Origin of the sequence: Streptomyces maremycinicus (assembly GCF_001184025.1) — a bacterium.
Taxonomy (GTDB): Bacteria; Actinomycetota; Actinomycetes; order Streptomycetales; family Streptomycetaceae; genus Streptomyces; species Streptomyces maremycinicus.
The window spans coordinates 22,799-40,190 of the sequence record NZ_BBYG01000019.1 but is presented as its reverse complement, the minus strand read 5'-3'; the positions used below and the strand labels follow the sequence as shown (position 1 = coordinate 40,190).

15 protein-coding genes are annotated in these 17,392 nt (G+C 71.4%); 3 read left to right on the top strand and 12 right to left on the bottom strand.

Going from position 1 to position 17,392, the window contains the following annotated elements:
* Positions 1–125: 125 nt before the first annotated feature.
* On the bottom strand, positions 126–1,112 hold the full coding sequence (locus tag AOQ37_RS29170; protein ID WP_062648561.1) for a DUF4232 domain-containing protein: 987 nt from the start codon (positions 1,110–1,112) through the stop codon (positions 126–128).
* A 331-nt stretch (positions 1,113–1,443) separates the two neighbouring features.
* Entirely contained in the window at positions 1,444–2,376 is a 933-nt protein-coding gene (locus tag AOQ37_RS29165) for an LLM class F420-dependent oxidoreductase (protein WP_062648559.1), read from the bottom strand.
* Positions 2,377–2,618: 242 nt separating this feature from the next.
* On the opposite strand from AOQ37_RS29165, the gene AOQ37_RS29160 reads away from it, so the two are divergent.
* Positions 2,619–2,804: a hypothetical protein gene (locus tag AOQ37_RS29160; RefSeq protein WP_062648557.1), complete on the top strand. Its 186-nt coding sequence runs from the start codon at positions 2,619–2,621 to the stop codon at positions 2,802–2,804.
* A gap of 111 nt (positions 2,805–2,915) precedes the next feature.
* Here the strand turns inward: AOQ37_RS29160 and AOQ37_RS29155 are convergent, their stop codons facing one another.
* The 5 genes from AOQ37_RS29155 to AOQ37_RS29135 form a co-directional block, all read right to left on the bottom strand.
* Entirely contained in the window at positions 2,916–3,395 is a 480-nt protein-coding gene (locus AOQ37_RS29155; protein WP_062648555.1) for a DUF6099 family protein, read from the bottom strand.
* 418 nt (positions 3,396–3,813) lie between these two features.
* Positions 3,814–4,143, bottom strand: coding sequence for a nucleotide pyrophosphohydrolase (locus tag AOQ37_RS29150; protein ID WP_062648553.1), 330 nt, complete (start codon positions 4,141–4,143; stop codon positions 3,814–3,816).
* Positions 4,140–5,258 carry an AAA family ATPase gene (locus tag AOQ37_RS29145; protein ID WP_062649013.1) on the bottom strand — a complete coding sequence of 373 codons (1,119 nt, stop codon included), beginning with the start codon at positions 5,256–5,258 and terminating at the stop codon, positions 4,140–4,142. Before AOQ37_RS29145 ends, AOQ37_RS29150 begins: the two co-directional genes overlap by 4 nt.
* A 554-nt stretch (positions 5,259–5,812) precedes the next feature.
* Positions 5,813–6,202: a cell division protein SepF gene (locus tag AOQ37_RS29140; RefSeq protein ID WP_199825100.1), complete on the bottom strand. Its 390-nt coding sequence runs from the start codon at positions 6,200–6,202 to the stop codon at positions 5,813–5,815.
* 649 nt (positions 6,203–6,851) lie between these two features.
* Positions 6,852–7,367, bottom strand: coding sequence for a YceI family protein (locus tag AOQ37_RS29135; protein WP_062648548.1), 516 nt, complete (start codon positions 7,365–7,367; stop codon positions 6,852–6,854).
* 112 nt (positions 7,368–7,479) lie between these two features.
* Here AOQ37_RS29135 and AOQ37_RS29130 point away from each other — a divergent pair, with 112 nt between their 5' ends.
* Complete coding sequence (locus AOQ37_RS29130) at positions 7,480–8,013, top strand: MarR family winged helix-turn-helix transcriptional regulator (RefSeq protein WP_062648546.1); 534 nt, start codon at positions 7,480–7,482, stop codon at positions 8,011–8,013.
* 204 nt (positions 8,014–8,217) lie between these two features.
* Here AOQ37_RS29130 and AOQ37_RS29125 read toward each other — a convergent pair whose 3' ends face one another.
* From AOQ37_RS29125 to AOQ37_RS29115, 3 genes are all read right to left on the bottom strand, one after another.
* Entirely contained in the window at positions 8,218–9,873 is a 1,656-nt protein-coding gene (locus tag AOQ37_RS29125; RefSeq protein ID WP_062648544.1) for an MFS transporter, read from the bottom strand.
* Positions 9,874–10,560: 687 nt separating this feature from the next.
* On the bottom strand, positions 10,561–11,208 hold the full coding sequence (locus AOQ37_RS29120; RefSeq protein ID WP_062648541.1) for a TetR/AcrR family transcriptional regulator: 648 nt from the start codon (positions 11,206–11,208) through the stop codon (positions 10,561–10,563).
* A 176-nt stretch (positions 11,209–11,384) separates the two neighbouring features.
* Positions 11,385–12,716: a multidrug effflux MFS transporter gene (locus AOQ37_RS29115; RefSeq protein WP_062648539.1), complete on the bottom strand. Its 1,332-nt coding sequence runs from the start codon at positions 12,714–12,716 to the stop codon at positions 11,385–11,387.
* A gap of 69 nt (positions 12,717–12,785) precedes the next feature.
* On the opposite strand from AOQ37_RS29115, the gene AOQ37_RS29110 reads away from it, so the two are divergent.
* Entirely contained in the window at positions 12,786–13,325 is a 540-nt protein-coding gene (locus AOQ37_RS29110) for a MarR family winged helix-turn-helix transcriptional regulator (RefSeq protein WP_062648537.1), read from the top strand.
* A 189-nt stretch (positions 13,326–13,514) separates the two neighbouring features.
* Here the strand turns inward: AOQ37_RS29110 and AOQ37_RS29105 are convergent, their stop codons facing one another.
* Both AOQ37_RS29105 and AOQ37_RS29100 read right to left on the bottom strand, forming a co-directional pair.
* Positions 13,515–14,855, bottom strand: a complete 1,341-nt coding sequence (locus AOQ37_RS29105; protein ID WP_062648535.1) for a class I SAM-dependent RNA methyltransferase — start codon at positions 14,853–14,855, stop codon at positions 13,515–13,517.
* Between the two features lie 138 nt (positions 14,856–14,993).
* Positions 14,994–17,087 carry an APC family permease gene (locus AOQ37_RS29100; RefSeq protein ID WP_062648533.1) on the bottom strand — a complete coding sequence of 698 codons (2,094 nt, stop codon included), beginning with the start codon at positions 17,085–17,087 and terminating at the stop codon, positions 14,994–14,996.
* Positions 17,088–17,392 lie beyond the last annotated feature (305 nt).

Below are 17,392 nucleotides of genomic sequence, written 5' to 3'. Positions count from 1 at the left end.
TTCGGAAGAAGGAGCGGAAGCGCTGATCGTGCGCCCGCGCACCCCTACAACGTACAGAGAACGCTTCCGCGCCACGCGCGATTTTCCCACCCGACCGGCACCCGACCGCCCCCTGTCCGCGCTGGTCAGCCCCGGGGACGGCCGTCCGCCTCGGCTCCCGCGGGCGTGCTGCGCCATGGGCTCACGCCCAGTTTCCCGGTGGTGCCGAGGTCCAGGTGCGGGGTCACCATCACCGGCGCCGCGTCGGACCTGGCGCGCACCCGGACGTAAGGGACGTCGACCGCGGTGCCGAAGCCGGTGGTGTTGCGCCACATCAGGCCGGCGCTCGCGCGTTCGCCGGGCTTCAGGGTGACGGGCCGGGGCGGGTCGTCGAACCCGGTGACGGTGGAGATACCGCCGCTGCCCTTGAAGATCTCGACGCCGTCGACCGGCTCATGGTCCTCGTCCAGGAGGCTCAGCTGCGGGTAGCCGTCGACGGTGTAGTCCCGGTCGCCGCAGTTCTCCAGGACGAGTCCCACGACGCGCAGCCCCATCGCGGCGTCACCGTCGTCGGCCGACACACGGATGCCGGAGGGCGGGCAGACCCCGGCCTCGCTCGGCGCCTCGTCCGCCGGGACCTTGGTCACCTCCCCGACCTTCACCGTCGTCACCGTGGACGCTCCCGACATGAGCGTCCCCGGTCGGACCGTGCCCCGTACCGTCCGGCCGGGTCCCACCGCGCGCACGGTCACCCGCTCGTTGCTCATGACCTCGCCCGCGCCGGTCGTGAAGTCGAACAGGACGGTGTACGTCAGCTCCTCGGTACCGGAGTTGGTGACCTCGTAGGCGGCCGAGATGCCGGAGCCGGCGCCCAGGCCGGTCGGGAGGCGTTCGGCCTCGACCCCGCCGATGCCGGATGCGCCGGGGGTGTCGGAGGCGCCGGGGGTCGCGGAGGTGGCGGGGAGGGTCACCGAGGTGATCCGGACCCCGTCCACGGCGGGCTCGGTGACCTGCGTGCGCGGCGTCGAACTCGCGCCGACGCCGCCGTTGTCGGCGCCGGCGTGCTCCGCTCCGCATCCCGTCAGGAGCAGCAGGGCGGCGAGGGCCGGAAGGAGCGGGAGGGGTCTGCGCATCCGGCCACCTCATCAGCGCCCGGCCATGCCTACTGTGACGGAAGCCATACCTCCGGTCACAGCCGTGTCACAGATGAGGGGCGCCGCGCCTCGGCCGCCGGACAAGGAGGACAACGATGTCCGAGCCGGGCCGGAGCACGCCGCCGTCTCCCTCGGTGCCGGTGCCCCGTACGGCGTACCGGCGGCGCTCCCGTGCCGGCTCAGCCGCCGTCGCCCTCGGTGCCGGTCCCCCCCCTACGGGCGTACCGGCGGCTCCCGTGCCGGCCCAGCTGTACGGCTCAGCTGCACTGGCTCAGTCGTGGCGCCCAGTTGTCGCGCTCAGTTGTCGCGCTCAGTTGTAGCGGCTCAGCTGTGCCTGCACCTGCGCGGAGATCAGCTCCAGGTGGTCCAGGTCGTGCAGGTCGAGGATCTGGAGGTAGAACCGCCGGGACCCGGCCTCGGCATAGCGGCCGATCTTGTCGACGACCTCGGCCGGGGAACCGGCCAGCCCGTTGGCCTTCAGCTCGTCGACCTCACGGCCGATCGCGGCGGCTCGCCGGGCGAGTTCCCGGTCGTCCTTGCCGACACAGACGACGAGGGCGTTCGAGAGGGTGATCGCGTCCGCCGCGCGGCCGATCTCCTGCGCGGCGGCCCGCACCCGGCCGAACTGACGCTCGCTGTCCTCGACCGAGGCGAACGGCATGTTGAACTCGTCGGCGAACCGGGCGGCCAGCCGCGGTGTGCGGGTCGCACCGGTGCCGCCGATCAGCACCGGGATCTTCGCCTGGGCGGGCTTCGGCAGCGCGGGCGAGTCGGTGAGGTCGTAGTAGGTGCCGTGGAAGTCGTACGTCTTGCCGAGCTCCGTCGCCCACAGGCCCGTGACGATCTCCAGCTGCTCCTCCAGGCGGCCGATCTTCTCCTTCGGGAAGGGAATGCCGTACGCCTTGTGCTCCTCCTCGAACCAGCCCGCGCCCAGGCCCAGTTCGATGCGCCCCCCGGACATCTGGTCGACCTGCGCGACCTGGATGGCGAGGACGCCGGGCAGCCGGAAGGTACCCGCCGTCATCAGCGTGCCCAGGCGTATGCGCTTGGTCTCGCGGGCGAGCCCGGCGAGGGTGATCCAGGCGTCCGTGGGGCCCGGAAGGCCGCTCACCTCGCCCATCTTCAGGTAGTGGTCGGAGCGGAAGAAGGCGTCGAACCCGAGGTCCTCGGTGGCCTTGGCCACGGTGAGAAGGGTGTCGTAGGTCGCCCCCTGCTGGGGCTCGGTGAAGATACGCAGATCCATGTCTCCATCCTGCACTCCTCCCTTCCCGTCAACCCCATCGGTCCCTGCTCCCTCCGCCGTCCCCGGTCGGGTGAAAATCGGCCGCGCCGTGCGTGGGGGGTTGCCCCGGCCAGTGACCCGCCCCTCCGGTGATCGTTGGGCGGGCGGAGCCGGCCCGCCCGGCGCCCGCGCCCGGCTGGTCAGCGCCGGGACGTCACCCGCATCGGCCCTCCTCCCGGGGGGCCAGCGCCGAGGAGGCCGTCATGTCCGAAGAGACCGTGCCGCAGCAGGGCGGGGCCCCCGCCGCAGCTCAGCCGAAGGGGTTGCTGGAGCAGATGGAGGAGCTGATGGCGGCGCTCAACGCGGACCTCTCGGCGCTGGACGCGGACTTCCAGTCGGCCGGGGGTGTGATGCGGGGGCCGGGAGATGAGGGTGACGTGATGGGCTGACCTCCGCCTCCACTTCCTTCCGCCTCCCGCTCTCTCCCCCCTCCCCGCCCGCCCCTCTCCCCCTTTCCCCTCCTCCCCTTCCGCCGAGCGCGCCGGGCAGGTCGGCTTTCCTCACCTCTCCGGCAAGGCGCCCTCCCTCTCCTCCCGTTCCTCCCTCGCCGCCAGTTTGCGCAGCATCTCCAGGACCCGGTCCCTGGACTCGTCCGCCGCGTCGATGGCCTCCATGCACTTCCAGTACGTGCCCTGGTCGTCCGCCGAGCTCGCCAGGCCGACCAGGGCGATGCCGACCTCGCCCAGGAGCCCGCTCAGGTCGAGCAGCGCCCGGCGTGCGTCGTCCAGTTCGGTGAGCCGGGCGGCGAGCAGGTCCCCGGGGTCGAGGTCGGGCGCGCCCAGCACGCCGCAGCCTCTGCCCGCCAGCTCGGTCAGCCCCAGCGCCTCACCGCGCAGTTCGGGCGGGCCCGAGACGGCGAGGCGACTGCCGATCGCCTGCGCCAGGGCTTGCGCCTGCCACACCTCCGCGAGGATCCCCGCTCCTTCCGCGCTGCCCGCCAGCGCGCTCCTGCTCGTCAGGATGAGCCGCACCGCATCCATGCGCTGCCCCCGTCTGCCCGACGTGCTGCTCGCACGTCCGCCCGAACACCCGTCTCCACCAGTCCACTACCCAGAGTGAGGGTCTGTGGGGCGAAAAGCCAGAGGAAGACCGAAATCTGTGGACAACAAATCGATTTCGGTCCGCCCGTCGACTGCGGAGAGTGAAAACGGACTGTTCGGCTCACATCCGAGATGCCGCTGCGAGGTGTCCACGGGCCGCACCGGGACCGCTACGGGGTCATCGCGTCACCGGCGCGCGACGCCGCCGCGCGTCACCCCCGCCCGCACGGCCGAACGTCACCACCGAGGCCGCACGTCACCGCCGAGGCCGCACGTCACCGCCGCGCGACGAGGCGGAGGTTCCGCGGGGTTTCCACAAGGTCCCGGCCGGGCCTGTGCCGGGCGGTGCAGGGTCTCCCTACGGCGCCGGGAACCTGTGCTCGTTGCGGTCGATCTTCGCGTCCAGCGCCGCCAGCGGATCGACACCGAGGACCTGGCAGAGCTGGAGCAGATAGGCGAGTACGTCGGCGACCTCGTCCGTCACCCGGTGGGCGGTGTCCGGGTCCTCCATCACGCGTGCCGACTCCTCCGGCGTCAACCACTGGAAGATCTCGACCAGTTCGGACGCCTCCACGCTGAGGGCGGCGACGAGGTTCTTCGGGGTGTGGAAGGGCTGCCAGTTCCGCGCGGCCGCGAACTCGGCGAGTCTGCGCTGGAGCTTCGCCACGTCGAGGTGTTGTTCAGTCACGCACCCAGGTGTACCACCGTCACTCCCTCCGTCCGGGCGGCGCCATAGCCGTCGCCGACCGCGCCGACGCAGCGGATGTGCCCGCGCTCGGCCATCCGCACCGCCAGCCGCAGCAGTTCGGCGCGCTGTCGTGCGTCGAGGCCGCGGTCCAGGCCGTCCGCGAGCAGCGTGAGGGTCTGCATCGCGGCGGGCACCTCGCCGGCCGGGTCCACGTCGAGGACGCCCGGCCCGGTGAGCAGCACCAGGGCGAGGGCGACGTAACGCAGCTCGCCGTATCCCAGCCGGGCGAGTTCCGTACGGCTGCCGTCGGCGCGGTGGAGCAGCGCCCGGACCGTGCCGTCGGCCAGCGGTTCGGCACGCAGGTCCACGACCGGTGCGCCGGAACCGGCGGACAGCGCGGCCACCAGTTGCGCGTGCCGTCGGGCGCACTCCTCCCGGGTGCGCCACAGGACGTCGGCGAGGTTGTCGCAGCCGGTGAGCAGTCGGCCGGAGCCGGTGGGGACCGGGACCCCCATCCAGTCGGGCTGCGGATCGCAGGCGAAGACGGAGCGCAGGGCGACGACCATCTGTTCCGCGGCGGCGAGCACCTGACGTTGCCCGTCGGTCTTACCCGCCACGCGCAGGGGCAGCAGGGCGGTGCCAAGCCGGTCGTCGGGCAGCGGGGCCCGTGTCACGGGCGCGGAGCCCCCGGTGTGCCAGGCCGCCTGCACCGTGCGGCGGCCGGGATCGCGCAGTGCCGTCTCCAGCAGTACGACACCCGCCGCGCTCAGCCGCTCCCCCACGATGCGCAGCTCCGGTTCGGCCTGTACCGCGACATCGAGCCGGACCGGGCCGCCGGGTCCGTCGGCCGTGCATCCGATACGGAATCCCCGGCGACGCTGGGCATCGGGCCGCGCCCCCTGCGGTACACACGCGAGCGGATCGGCGAACACCTCACCCAGCGGGGCTCCGCCGCCGAGCCGCGCCAGCGCTTCGTAGGCGCGCAGCGCGCTGGTCTTGCCGCTCCCGCTGGCCCCGACGAACAGCGTGACCGCCCCGAGCGCGAACCTGGCCCGCCGATGACCCTCGAAGGCGGAGAGCCGCAGTTCGGTGACGCAGGGCCGGACGTACCGCACCTGGGCGGACGCCGTGCCGGGGCCCGTACGGGGGCCGGGACCGGGGCCCTGCGCGGTGGACTGCGCGGAGGACGGCACGGAGGGCTGACCGCGTCGCTCCGCCGCGGACGGGGCTTGCGCGGGCACGGTGGGGGCGACGTCTGCCGACGGCGGCCCGGCGGATACCGGGCGGGCCGAGGCCGTGGAAGCGGCAGAGGGGGCGGAGGAGCCGGAAAGGGCGGACGGAGTGGGGGAAGCGGCAGCCGAAGAAGCCGACGGGGAGGCAGCGGAGGAGGCAAACGGCGAGGGCATATCCGGACCGTAGGACTCCGCAGGCCGACGAACCGTTCCGCCCCGAAAACCTTCCTACGATCGAGCGACCCCGACGTCCTCGACGTCCCCGACGTCCTCGACGTCCTCAACGTCCCCGACGTCCTCGACGACCACGCCGCTGCGCACTACGCCGCATGCCGAGCACCGACCACCGTTGGCGGGCGGCGCCGGGCACCGAGCACCGGCCGCGGGCGCCGCCGAGCGCCGCGCTGGGCGCGGGTCGCTCGACGCCCGGGGGTCGCTCAGACTCCTGGAATCCCCGCTCCCTCCATGATCCCGCTGACCTCGGTGCCCGGCGGGGTCAGCAGGAAGACGTTGCGGTCGACCCGGTGCATGCCGCTGGCCAGGCCGAATACGACTCCGGTGGAGAAGTCCAGGACGCGCTTGGCGGTGTCGGTCTCCGCGCCCGTCAGGTCGAGCAGCACCGGGATGCCCGCCATCAGCGTCTCGGCGACCTCGCGGGCGTCCGCGAAGACGTTGACCCGCAGCACGACGAAACGCCGCCGGGTCTCCGTCTCCGCGTCAGGGAGCGAGCGATGGCTCACCGCCGACGGCCACGCGTCCCGGCCCCGCAGCGGAACAACCTGAGCGAGCCCTTCCCACTGTTCATCGGTGACGTCGTAACGGTTCACCGGCACCCCCCGAACTGACTCGCCTTCAATGCCTGCACCAGCCATTCTTACGCCAAGTCACCCGTTCAGCCCAACAGCGACACGGACCGCCACGGTCTCCGGCAGCGCGCGGCGGCTTCTCGGGGCGACCACACCGGAATCCCCACGTCCAGGTGTGCGCCGCTCACCAGCCCTGATTCCGTGGCGAAAGCGCGTACACGGCGGCAGTGATCGGCTCGGCTGATCGGCTCGGCCGGTACGGGCGTACGAGAGATGGTGACGCCGGCGTGACCGACGGCCCGGGGCCCGGTCACCGCAATCTACGGCGGAGTGGTTTTGACCTGCGGCGGAGTGCGTCCTCGCCCGCCGGCGAAATCACAGGGGCGGCGACAGAGTCACACGGGCGGGTGACCCGGATCAGGGCGACTCAACCGGCCGGTTCCCCGGCCCCCGGCGAACACGGCAGTTGTGGCAGGCGGGGACGCCCGTCCATCCCCCTGAATCCCGCGTGAGTCCCCACAACCGCCGTGCCACACAACCAACTTGGCACTGATGACACCGAAGGCGACGTTCACGTGACCCTGGCCAGGCGCGGGACGTCAAAAGTCCTTCACACGCAACGACGCTGACGCAGGGTCAGGTGACTGACGCACCCCGGGATGACGGCGTATCAGGCGACCGTGCGGGTGAAGCGGAGCGTGGTGGTGATCGTCGTCAGGCCACCCATCATGCCGAGCTGGTTCAGAGTCATCCCGAACTCGTTCCGGTCCACGGTGAACGTGGCGTCCAGGGTGACCGCGTCGGCATCCGCCTGGCTCAGACGGGCGGTGAAGTTCTGCGGCCGGCTGATGCCGCGCACCGTCAGCTGGCCGGACACCTTCACGTCCCCGTCGGCCCCGAGTTCGGCGGAGCGCACCGCGAAAGTGATCTCGGGGTGGTTCTCGACGTCGAAGAAGTCCCCGCTGCGCAGATGCTTGTCCCGCTTCGGGTTCTTGGTGTCGACGGAAGCGGCGTCCAGGACCAGGGAGCCGGTGACGGTCCCGTCGGCGGCCACCTCACCCCCGCCGCCGACGGTGGCGAAGACGCCCTTGACGGGGACCAGGCCCCACATCGCCTTGTGCTTCACGGCGACGGTGGAGGCGCCCGCGTCGAGCTGCCACAGTCCGGTTTCCACGGCGACGGTCATGGCCGTTCTCCTTGGTGTTCCGCGTCTGGATAAGGGTCACGGCCACGCTAGCCGGTTATCCAAATCTGGACAACAGGGTCATGCAAATTTGGACTAGAGATACACTCGAACCATGGCAGACTCCGCTGAACACCCCGCCGACCTGCCCGCATGCCCGTCAGCGCAGGGCGCCGGGGCGGGTCTGCTGCCGTCCGAGCTGCGTGGCTGGATGTTGCTGCTGGCGGCGACCGGCGCGGTGGAACAGCGGCTGCGCTCGGTGGTCAAGGAGCACCTCGACGTCTCGCACGACGAGTTCCTGGTCCTGTGCCTCCTGGCCGAACAGCCCCAGGGCGGCCTGCGCATGACCCGCGTCGCGGAACTGCTGGGCCGGCCCAAGACCCGGCTGACGTACCAGATCGCCTGCCTTCAGCACGCCGGTCTCGTCACCCGCAGGTCGGTGTCCGGGGACAAGCGCGGGGTGGAGGTGGCGCTCACCGACAAGGCCCGGGACATGCTCCGGGAGGCCTCCGGCGCCCTGGCCGAGACGGTGACGGGGGCGCTGGCCCACGTCATGGGACCCGAGCAGTGCGCCGCGATGAGCGGGCTGATGCCGAAGGCGGCCACGGAGTCGCAGCCGGAGCCGGAGCACGCCACCGTCTCCGACTGATTCGGACGCCTGAATCCGGACGCCGAACGCCCCACCTGCGGAGTTCCGAGAAACACCGGGGCGGGGCGGAGCCGGGCGAGCGGGCCGGGACGGGAGGGGACGGACAAACAGTCAGGCAGTCAGCTGACGGCAGACGGCAGACGGCAGACGGCGGACGGCGGACGGCGGACTGCAGACGCACAACAGGGGGCCGGACGGCCTGTCCTATCGGGAGACGTCCGTGTACTGCTCCGAGTCCGATCCTGAGCCCGAGCCCGAGCCCGAGCCCGAAGCGCCGGACTCCTCGGAATCCTTCGCCGCCTCAGCGTCCACCGAGGCCTTGCGGCCGGGCAGGACCGCGAAGACGATCATCGTGCCGGCGGCCATGATGATCCCGCCGATCAGGCTGGTCTGGGCGACACCGTGCGCGAAGGCCTCGTGCACGGCCTCCACCAGGGCCTGCGCCTGCTGCACGCCACCCGCGGGGTCCTTCGCGACCTGCTCGGCGACCGCCAGGCCACCGCCCACCGAGTCCTTGGCGGTCTCCAGCGCGGCAGCCGGAAGGTTGCCGCCGACCAGGCCGGTCAGCTTGTCGCGATACGCGGTGCCGAGCAGCGAGCCGAGGATCGCGATGCCGAGCGAACCGCCCAGCTCCAGCGCGGTGTCGTTGGCGCCGCCGCCGACACCCAGCTCGTTCTCCGGGAACGACCCCATGATCGTGTCGGTGGCCGGGGACACGCTCAGGCCGATCGCGAAGCCCAGCATCATCATCGGCGCGAGGAAGTCCGTGTACGTCGAGCCCGTGTCGACGCGGGTGAGCAGGAAGACGCCCGCGGTGCCGATCACCATGCCGGACACGACCATGGCCCGCACGCCCAGCTTCGGGGTCAGCCGCCCGGTCACCGCAGCACCCACGAACACCGCGCCGGCCAGCGGCAACAGCCGTACACCGGTCTCCAGCGCGTCGTAGTCCAGCACGAACTGGAGGAACTGGGTGGAGTAGTAGATCGCGCCGAAGGTGCCGAAGAAGAAGAACAGCACCGCCAGCATCGAACCGCCGAAGGGCCGCAGACGGAACTTGCGGACATCCAGCATCGGGTGCGGATGCCGCAGCTCCCAGGCCACGAAGGTCACCAGACCGACCCCGGAGACCACGGCCGCGGCGATCGGGCCGACGCCCCAGCCGAAGTGCGGGCCCTCGATGGTCGCGTACACCAGCGCGCCGACGGAGACGATCGACAGCAGACCGCCGACGTAGTCGATCCGGCCCATGCCCGCCGCCCTGGACGGCGGGACCAGCGCGAGCGCGCCGACGACGGCGACGAGCGCGATGGGGACGTTGATCAGGAAGGTCGAGCCCCACGCATGGTCCTGGAGCAGCCAGCCGGCGACGAGCGGACCGACGGCGATGGCCAGCCCCGAGGTGGCCGTCCAGGCCGTGATGGCCTTCGCCCGCTCCCGCCGCGGGAAGATCGCGACGAGCAGCGACAACGTGGCCGGCATGACGACCGCGGCGCCGACACCCATGATCGCGCGAGCCGTGATGACCAGCTCGGTCCGGTCCACCAGGCTCCCCATCACCGAACCGCCCGCGAAGACCAGCAGCCCGGTGACGAGCGCGCCGCGACGGCTGTACTTGTCGCCGATCGACCCCAGCACGAGCATCAGCGCGGCATACGGGACCGTGTAGCCGTCGATGACCCACTGGAGGTCGCTGCTGCTCAGCCCCAGGTCCGTCGTCATGTCCGGCGCGGCCACGATCAGCGAGGTGTTCGCCATGACCACGATCAACAGGCTCAGACAGAGCACGATCAACGCCGACCAGCGATTGTCGTACGGCCCTGTCATCTTCTCGACGGGTGTGTTGACGGGGAAGGGCATGGGGGGCTCCTAAGAGAGGACGAGTTAATTGCCCGTTGATGTGCAGACTAGTTTATTGCCCATCACTGTGCAAATACTCCGCCGTCCTGCCGCTCCGACGGGTGCCCGGAGCCGCTCCGCCCTCACCTCACCCAGGGCGGACGACCGCTTTCGCGCCCGGATCGGGGTGGGGTGATGGATCGAACTCGGCCAGGGGAGAGCCGCCCGAGGCCGACGGCAAGGGGGCGGTGTCACGGCGGGCGAAGGACTGCCGGGAGGGCACGGACGTGCACAGCGCGGCGCCGCCCGAGGTACAGGCGCGCGGGTCCCGTCCGACGCAGGCACCTTCGGAACTCGCCCTGCGCGAGGACTGGTTGACCGGGCCTGAGACGGCAGCGGCGGACAGATCACGGACCGCGACCGTCTCGACTACGCCCGGCTCCTGGCTACTGGTTACCGGCTACCGGTTACCGGCTACCGGCTACCGGCTACCGGCTACCGGCTACCGACGTTGGATACCGACGTCGTGCCCTCATCGCAGAACACAGAACACAGAACGCGGAACACAGAACGCAGAGGCGAGGCCGCGGACGAAGACAGGGGCAGGCACCAGGCACGAAGGCAAGGGCAGGCACGGGAACAGGCACAGAGGCTGCGGCAGAACAGGCGGATCTGCGGCCCGGGGAGGGAGACCCTCACTCAGGCGTTTCAGGCCCCCGGTTCAGCTGCCTCGCCGGCCGCCGACACGACCTCGCCGACCACCGCACGGGCCCGCTCTTCCGGCACTCCGGCCGCGACGAGCGTGACGACGGCCGTCCGGCTGCCGTCGTCCTCCAGTGCCCCGGTGTTGACCTCCTCCAGCAGCGCGACCTGCATCGCCTCGAGCCCCGCGCTCAGCACGGCGGGCGGCAACTGCGTGTGGAAGACACCGTCTCGCTGCCCGCGCGTCAGGATGGTGGTGACCTCGTCGCGGGCCGGGGCGAGGATCTCGGCGACGCGCTCGTCGCCCAGGTCGCGCCGAGCCAGCGCCAGGAGCAGGCGGTAGCGGTCGCCCACCGGCCAGATCGTGTGGACGAAGTGCGCGAGTGCCCGCTCGGCCGGCTCCCGCGGCGCCGACGCGACCGCCAGCGCGCCGCGCAGAGCCTCGGACGCCTCCTCCGCCAGCGCCTCCAGCAATGCCGCCCGCCCCGGGAAATGGCCGAAGAGGGTCCGTCGTACGACGCCGGAGGCGCGCGCGATCTCCTCCAGGGTGACGTCCGGATTCCGGCCGAGCTCCTGCCGGGCGGTGGCCAGAATGCGCGCCCGGTTGGACCGCGAATTGCGCCGCTGCGGCTCGCGGGCCACGGAGTGGGTCACGGGAAACCTCGGATGGTTCGGTACGGACGAACGGACGACGGGCGCCCATTGTGGCGGATCTTCGCCACGGGAGCGACCCGGAGGCGACTCGGAGGCGACCCGAGCGAGACTCGGGAGCGACCCGGCTCGACCACACCTCTGATGCGCCCCGTCACCGGAGCAGCCCGCCGAAAGCCTCAGCCCGCAGCCGGCTCCCCGTGCCCCTGCCACGGCCGCGCCAGCCCGACGAGGGCAAGTCCCGCCCCCGCGGCGGCGGCCAGCATGATCAGGGCCATCGGCAGGGAGCTGCCCTCCCCGAACATTCCCACCAGCGGTGAGGCGAGTGCTCCGAAGAGGAACTGGAGACCGCCCAGCAGCGCGGACGCCGCTCCCGGCGCCATCCGCCCCACCGACTGCCCGATACTCATGCCGCTCGGAAAGACCAGCCCCACGCCACTGGCGGTCACGAACAGCGTCAGCCACGTACCCACGAGGCTCTCCCCCACGGACAGGACCACCAGAACCTGCCCCAGCGCACCCGCCAGCACCACGCCGACACCGGCCGTGAGCAGGGTGTTCAGCCGCACACCCCGCCCGGCGAGCCAGGAGAAGACCGCGCCGGCGAGCAGCATGCCGACCGCGTTCGTGGCGAAGATGAGGGAGTACGTCGTCGAGGAGACGCCGTGGAGGTCCTCGAAGACGAAGCTGGAACCGCTGATGTAGGTGAACAGGGCGGCCGCCACAAAGGCGACGACGAGGACGTATCCCATGAACGCCCGGCGGCCGAGCAGCGTTCCCATGGCTCGGAACGTGTTCACGAACCCGCCGCTCCGACGCCGCTCGGGCGGCAGGGACTCCGGCACCCCGCGCACCACGGCAAGCACCAGCAGTCCGCCCAGCACGGCCAGCACGACGAACACCGCACGCCAGGTGGAAACCCCCAGGACGACTCCGCCGAGCACCGGCGCGGCGATCGGGGCCACGCCCATGACCTGGGACAGCACCGCGAAGTGGCGCGGCAGTTCGGCTCCGTGGAAGCGGTCGGTGAGCACGGCCCGGGCCAGCACCATGCCCGCCGCGCCGGCCACGCCCTGGAGGAAGCGGGCGCCGGTCAGCAGACCGACGTCCGGCGCGACGGCGCACACCAGGGAGAAGAGCACGAACCCGGCCGACCCGGATATCAGCAGTCGGCGACGCCCGAGAGCGTCGCTCAACGGCCCGATCAACAGTTGTCCCACGACCAGCCCGGCCAGGAACGCCGTCATCGTCAGCTGCACGGCCGAGCTGCTCGCCCCGAGCGCGTCGCCCATGGCCGGGAAGCCGGGGACGTACATGTCGGTCGCGAGCGGCGCGACCGCCGTCAGAGCACCGAGCACGGCGACGAGGGCGACGGCCGACCGCTCCCGCGGCGCCGGACCGGGAGCGCCGCCGGCCGCCCCACCACCGGTGACGGCACCAGCGGTGGCACCGGTGTCAGCACCGGTGGTGGTCGGCACGGCGGCGGCACGGGAAGATGACGGAGGTACCATGAAAATAAAGATAACCAATAGTTCACCAGCTAACAAATAGCCCGCAGGCCAGAAGGCGAGCCGAGCCGCATGCCCCACTCCCCCACCACCCCTGACTCCCCCGTCTCCCCCGCCGCGTCCGCATCCCCCGCCGACGTCAGCGCCCAGTGGGCCGCGCACAATCCGGGCCTCGACACCTCCCCCATGGAAGTGATCGGCCTGCTCAAGCGCGCCACCGGCCTGCTCGACCGCGCCGTCGAGCCCCTCTACGCGGGCGCCCCCCTCACCGCCCCGGAGGTCGACACACTCATCCCGCTGCGCCACGCCACCGACCCGGTGATCGCCCGCAGCCTCGCCGAACGCCTCGGCCTGTCCCGCGCCGGCATCAGCAAGACCCTCGCGAAGCTGGAACGGCGCGGCTTCATCACCCGCACCCCCAATCCAGCCGACCGCCGCGCCGCCCTGATCGCCATCACGGAGTCGGGCGCGAAGGCCGTCGACGACCTCTTCCCCCGCCAACTCGCCGCCGAGGTGGACCTACTGGCAGGACTCGGCAAGGACCGCGAGTGGGTCGTCGGGGCCTTGGAGCGGCTGGTGGAGGCGATGGAAGGCCAGGGCCGCCACGGCTGACCCCGGGCTGAACCCGAAGCTCAAGCCAAGCGGCAGCCGGGCCGGGGGTTCAGCAAGGCGGCCTGCACCGATCACGAAGTCGCAGGTCGAACCCACTCCACGTCGAACGGGACGTTCCACGTAGTGCATTTCGGGTAACACGTCGAGCGCACCCGGACGGGCATGCGCAACCCAGGAAAACTGCGCAGGTCAGTTCCCCTTGGCCGCAGGCTCCAGCACCGCCACGCACTCCACGTGGTGCGTCATCGGGAACAGGTCGAAAGCCCGCAGCGACCTCACCCGGTACCCGCCGTCCCGGAAGTACGCCAGGTCGCGTGCCAGTGCCGCCGGGTCGCAGGCCACGTACGCGATCCTCCGGGCGCCGAGCGAGGCCAGGTGTTCGACCGTCTTCTTGCCGGCGCCCGCGCGCGGCGGGTCGAGGACGATCAGGTCGACCTCGGTGATCCCGGTGCGGGGCAGCACCGCCTCGACCTTGCCCTGCTCGATCCGCACCCGCTCGAAGCCGGCCAGGTTGTGCCGCGCGTCCTCGACCGCGCGCTTGCCGGACTCGATGCCGAGGACCGCGCCCTTGTCGCCGAGGCGGTCGGCGAGGGCGCCGGCGAAGAGGCCGACGCCGCAGTACAGGTCGAGCGCCATGTCGCCCTTGCGCGGCAGCAGACCCTGCATGACCGCCTTGACGAGGGTGTCGGCGGCCTGCGGATGGACCTGCCAGAAGCCGCCGCTGCCGACCCGGTACGTCCGGCCGTCGGCCCGCTCGCGCACGAAGGCCCGGCCGTGGACGCGGTGGATGCCGCCGTCGTGCTCCTCGACGCGCATGACGGAGACGGGCCGGTCCAGCTCGACGAGGGGGAGGCGGGCTCCGGGGCGGGGCTCGAGGATCACCATGCGGTCCTGGGAGCCGGTCGCGGCGATCGCGTCGACGGAGGCCATGCCGGACCAGTCGCGGTCCTCGATGCCCAGCTCGCTGACGCCCGGTGCCGCGATCATGCAGTGCTCGATCGGCTCGACCTCGTGCGAGCGGTGGCGCCGCAGGCCGGCGTTGCCGTCGGCGTCGACCGCGTACTGGACGCGGGTGCGCCAGGCGGGCACCTCGCCGGCCGGCAGCTTGTCGCCCTCGGCCGGCATCACGGTGCCGTCCCAGCCGGCCTCCTCGGGCGTGAGGCCCGCGAGCCGCAGCAGCTGCTCGGCGATCACCTCGCCCTTGAGCCGGCGCTGGGCGCCCGGCTTGGCGTGCTGCCAGTCGCAGCCGCCGCAGCGGCCGGGTCCGGCGTACGGGCAGGGTGCCTCGACGCGGTCCTTGGACGCCTCGAGCACCTGTACCGCGTCCGCGCGCAGGTACCGGGCCCCCTCCTCGCCCTCGGTCACCCGGGCCACGACCCGCTCACCGGGCAGTGTGTGCCGGACGAACAGCACCTGACCGGCGTCCGTGCGGGCGATGCAGTGGCCGCCATGGGCGACGGGGCCGATCTCGACCTCGTATTCCTGCCCCACGAGCGACACCGCCTGCGACTTCTTCGGTTCTGCCTGCATGGCGGGGTGACTCCACAACGTCGAACGAGGAACGGCCGGACAACAGCCCACCAGTCTACGTGGCTGTCGTCCGGCCGTTCACCATGCGCCGGGGCGAGGGTCAGGGGCCGAGGGCCGGGGGCCCGCCCGGGGCGAGGGTCAGCTCTTCGCGTCCGGCTTCGAGGAGCCCGGGGAGCCGGCGGAACCCGTGCCCGTCGGCTCCTTCGGGTGGCCCTGCTGCGCGGGGCCGCGTCGCACCGCGCCCGGAGCGTTCCACTCGGAGCGCCTGCGGGCCCGCTTCTTCGCCGCCTCGGACGACTGGAGCTGGTACGGGACGGACGTGACCATGACGCCCGGCGTGAACAGCAGCCGGCCCTTGAGGCGGAGCGCGCTCTGGTTGTGCAGCAGGTGCTCGTACCAGTGGCCGACCACGTACTCCGGGATGATCACCGACACCGCGTCGCGCGGCGACTCCTGGCGCAGGCTCTTGACGTACTCGATGACCGGCCGCGTGACCTCGCGGTAGGGCGAGTCCAGGACCTTCAGCGGGACGTCGATACCGCGCCGTTCCCACTCGTCGCGCAGCGTCCTCGTCTCGGCCGGGTCGACGTTGACGGTGAGCGCCTCGAGGGTGTCGGAGCGCATCAGCTTGGCGTAGGCGAGGGCGCGCAGCGTCGGGCGGTGGATCTTGGAGATCAGCAGCACCGAGTGGACGCGCGAGGGCCGGACGGTGTCGTCGCTGGGCCCCTCGGGAGCGGCGATCTCCGCGGAGACGCCGTCGTAGTGGCGGCGGATCGCGCTCATCGTCCCGTAGAAGATCACCATGCCGAGCAGGGCGACCCAGGCGCCGTGCGTGAACTTGGTGACCAGGACGACGATCAGGACCAGGCCGGTGAAGAAGGCGCCGAAGGTGTTGATCGCGCGGGAGCGGACCATGTGACGGCGCTTGGCCTGGTCGGTCTCGGTGGCCAGGAGGCGGTTCCAGTGCCGCACCATGCCGATCTGGCTGAGGGTGAACGACACGAACACGCCGACGATGTACAGCTGGATCAGCCGCGTGGAGTCGGCGCCGTAGATGATCACCAGCAGCATGGCCGCGCCGGCCAGCAGCACGATGCCGTTGGAGAAGGCGAGGCGGTCACCGCGGGTGTGCAGCTGGCGGGGCAGATAGCGGTCCTGGGCCAGGATCGAGCCGAGCACCGGGAAGCCGTTGTACGCGGTGTTCGCCGCGAGGAACAGCACCAGGGCGGTGGCCGCGGCGAGCACGATGAAGAGGAAGCTGCCCTTGCCGAAGACGGCCTCGGCGACCTGGGTGATCACCGGGTTCTGGACGTAGTCGGCGCCGACCGCGACCCCGTCGTGCAGCAGGTCGACGGCCGGGTTCTCGGCCATCCGGACCTTGGTGAACAGGGCCAGCACGATGATGCCGCAGAACATGGTGACGGCCAGCAGGCCCATCGCCGCGAGCGTGCTCGCCGCGTTCTTCGACTTGGGCTTGCGGAAGGCGGGGACGCCGTTGGAGATGGCCTCCACGCCGGTGAGCGCGGCACAGCCGGAGGAGAAGGCGCGCAGCAGCAGGAAGACGAGGGCGAATCCGGCCAGGCCCTGGTGCTCGGCCTTGATCGTGTACTCGGCCGTCGGCGCCCGCATGGTGTCGTCGAGCACCAGTCCGCGGAAGGCGCCCCAGGCGATCATGATGAAGACGCCCGCGACGAAGACGTAGGTGGGGATCGCGAAGAGCTTCCCGGACTCCTTCACGCCGCGCAGGTTCATCAGCGTCAGCAGCACGATCACCGCGACCGCGCAGGCCACCTTGTGCTCGACCACGAACGGGATCGCGGAGCCCAGGTTCTCGATGCCGGAGGCGATGGAGACGGCGACGGTCAGGACGTAGTCGACGAGCAGCGCGCTCGCGACGGTCAGGCCGGCCTTGGGGCCGAGGTTGGTGGTGGCCACCTCGTAGTCGCCGCCACCGCTGGGGTAGGCGTGGACGTTCTGCCGGTAGGAGGCGACCACCGTGAACATCAGCACGACGACCGCGAGGGCGATCCAGGGGCTGAAGTGGTAGGCCGACACGCCCGCGATGGACAGGACCAGCAGCACCTCCCCGGGCGCGTAGGCCACGGAGGACAGCGGGTCAGAAGCGAAGACGGGCAGGGCGATGCGCTTCGGCAGGAGCGTTTCTCCGAGCCGATCACTGCGCAGTGCGCGCCCGATCAGAATCCGTTTGGGCACGTCGGTCAGTTTGGACACAACAGAGGATCGTAGGCCTTCGAACACGGGACCGCCCACCCTCCCCCGACCTCAGCCGGGTGATGGTGTGCCGCGTCTGCCTCCCGGGTGAAATCGGCCATGCCCGTGCTGCGGATTCCGTTACGGCGCCGATCCCCATGTCTATATGACAATCCCCGCCCGCTGCCGCCCCCTTGGAGGGTCCATGCACACGACCGCGGAGATCATCGGCGCCGTCGGCACCCTCATCGGCCTCGGAATCCTTACCTTCCTCAGCCTGTGGAGCATCAGCCGCCGCTGATCACGTGAAGCGTGCACAGGGGTGC

What these genes read in the sequence shown, in the direction of transcription:
- AOQ37_RS29170 (WP_062648561.1), bottom strand. Translation starts at nt 1,112, where the DNA reads ATGCGCAGACCCCTCCCGCTCCTTCCGGCCCTCGCCGCCCTGCTGCTC.
- AOQ37_RS29165 (WP_062648559.1), bottom strand. Translation starts at nt 2,376, where the DNA reads ATGGATCTGCGTATCTTCACCGAGCCCCAGCAGGGGGCGACCTACGAC.
- AOQ37_RS29160 (WP_062648557.1), top strand. Translation starts at nt 2,619, where the DNA reads ATGTCCGAAGAGACCGTGCCGCAGCAGGGCGGGGCCCCCGCCGCAGCT.
- AOQ37_RS29155 (WP_062648555.1), bottom strand. Translation starts at nt 3,395, where the DNA reads ATGGATGCGGTGCGGCTCATCCTGACGAGCAGGAGCGCGCTGGCGGGC.
- AOQ37_RS29135 (WP_062648548.1), bottom strand. Translation starts at nt 7,367, where the DNA reads ATGACCGTCGCCGTGGAAACCGGACTGTGGCAGCTCGACGCGGGCGCC.
- AOQ37_RS29130 (WP_062648546.1), top strand. Translation starts at nt 7,480, where the DNA reads ATGGCAGACTCCGCTGAACACCCCGCCGACCTGCCCGCATGCCCGTCA.
- AOQ37_RS29125 (WP_062648544.1), bottom strand. Translation starts at nt 9,873, where the DNA reads ATGCCCTTCCCCGTCAACACACCCGTCGAGAAGATGACAGGGCCGTAC.
- AOQ37_RS29115 (WP_062648539.1), bottom strand. Translation starts at nt 12,716, where the DNA reads ATGGTACCTCCGTCATCTTCCCGTGCCGCCGCCGTGCCGACCACCACC.
- AOQ37_RS29110 (WP_062648537.1), top strand. Translation starts at nt 12,786, where the DNA reads ATGCCCCACTCCCCCACCACCCCTGACTCCCCCGTCTCCCCCGCCGCG.
- AOQ37_RS29105 (WP_062648535.1), bottom strand. Translation starts at nt 14,855, where the DNA reads ATGCAGGCAGAACCGAAGAAGTCGCAGGCGGTGTCGCTCGTGGGGCAG.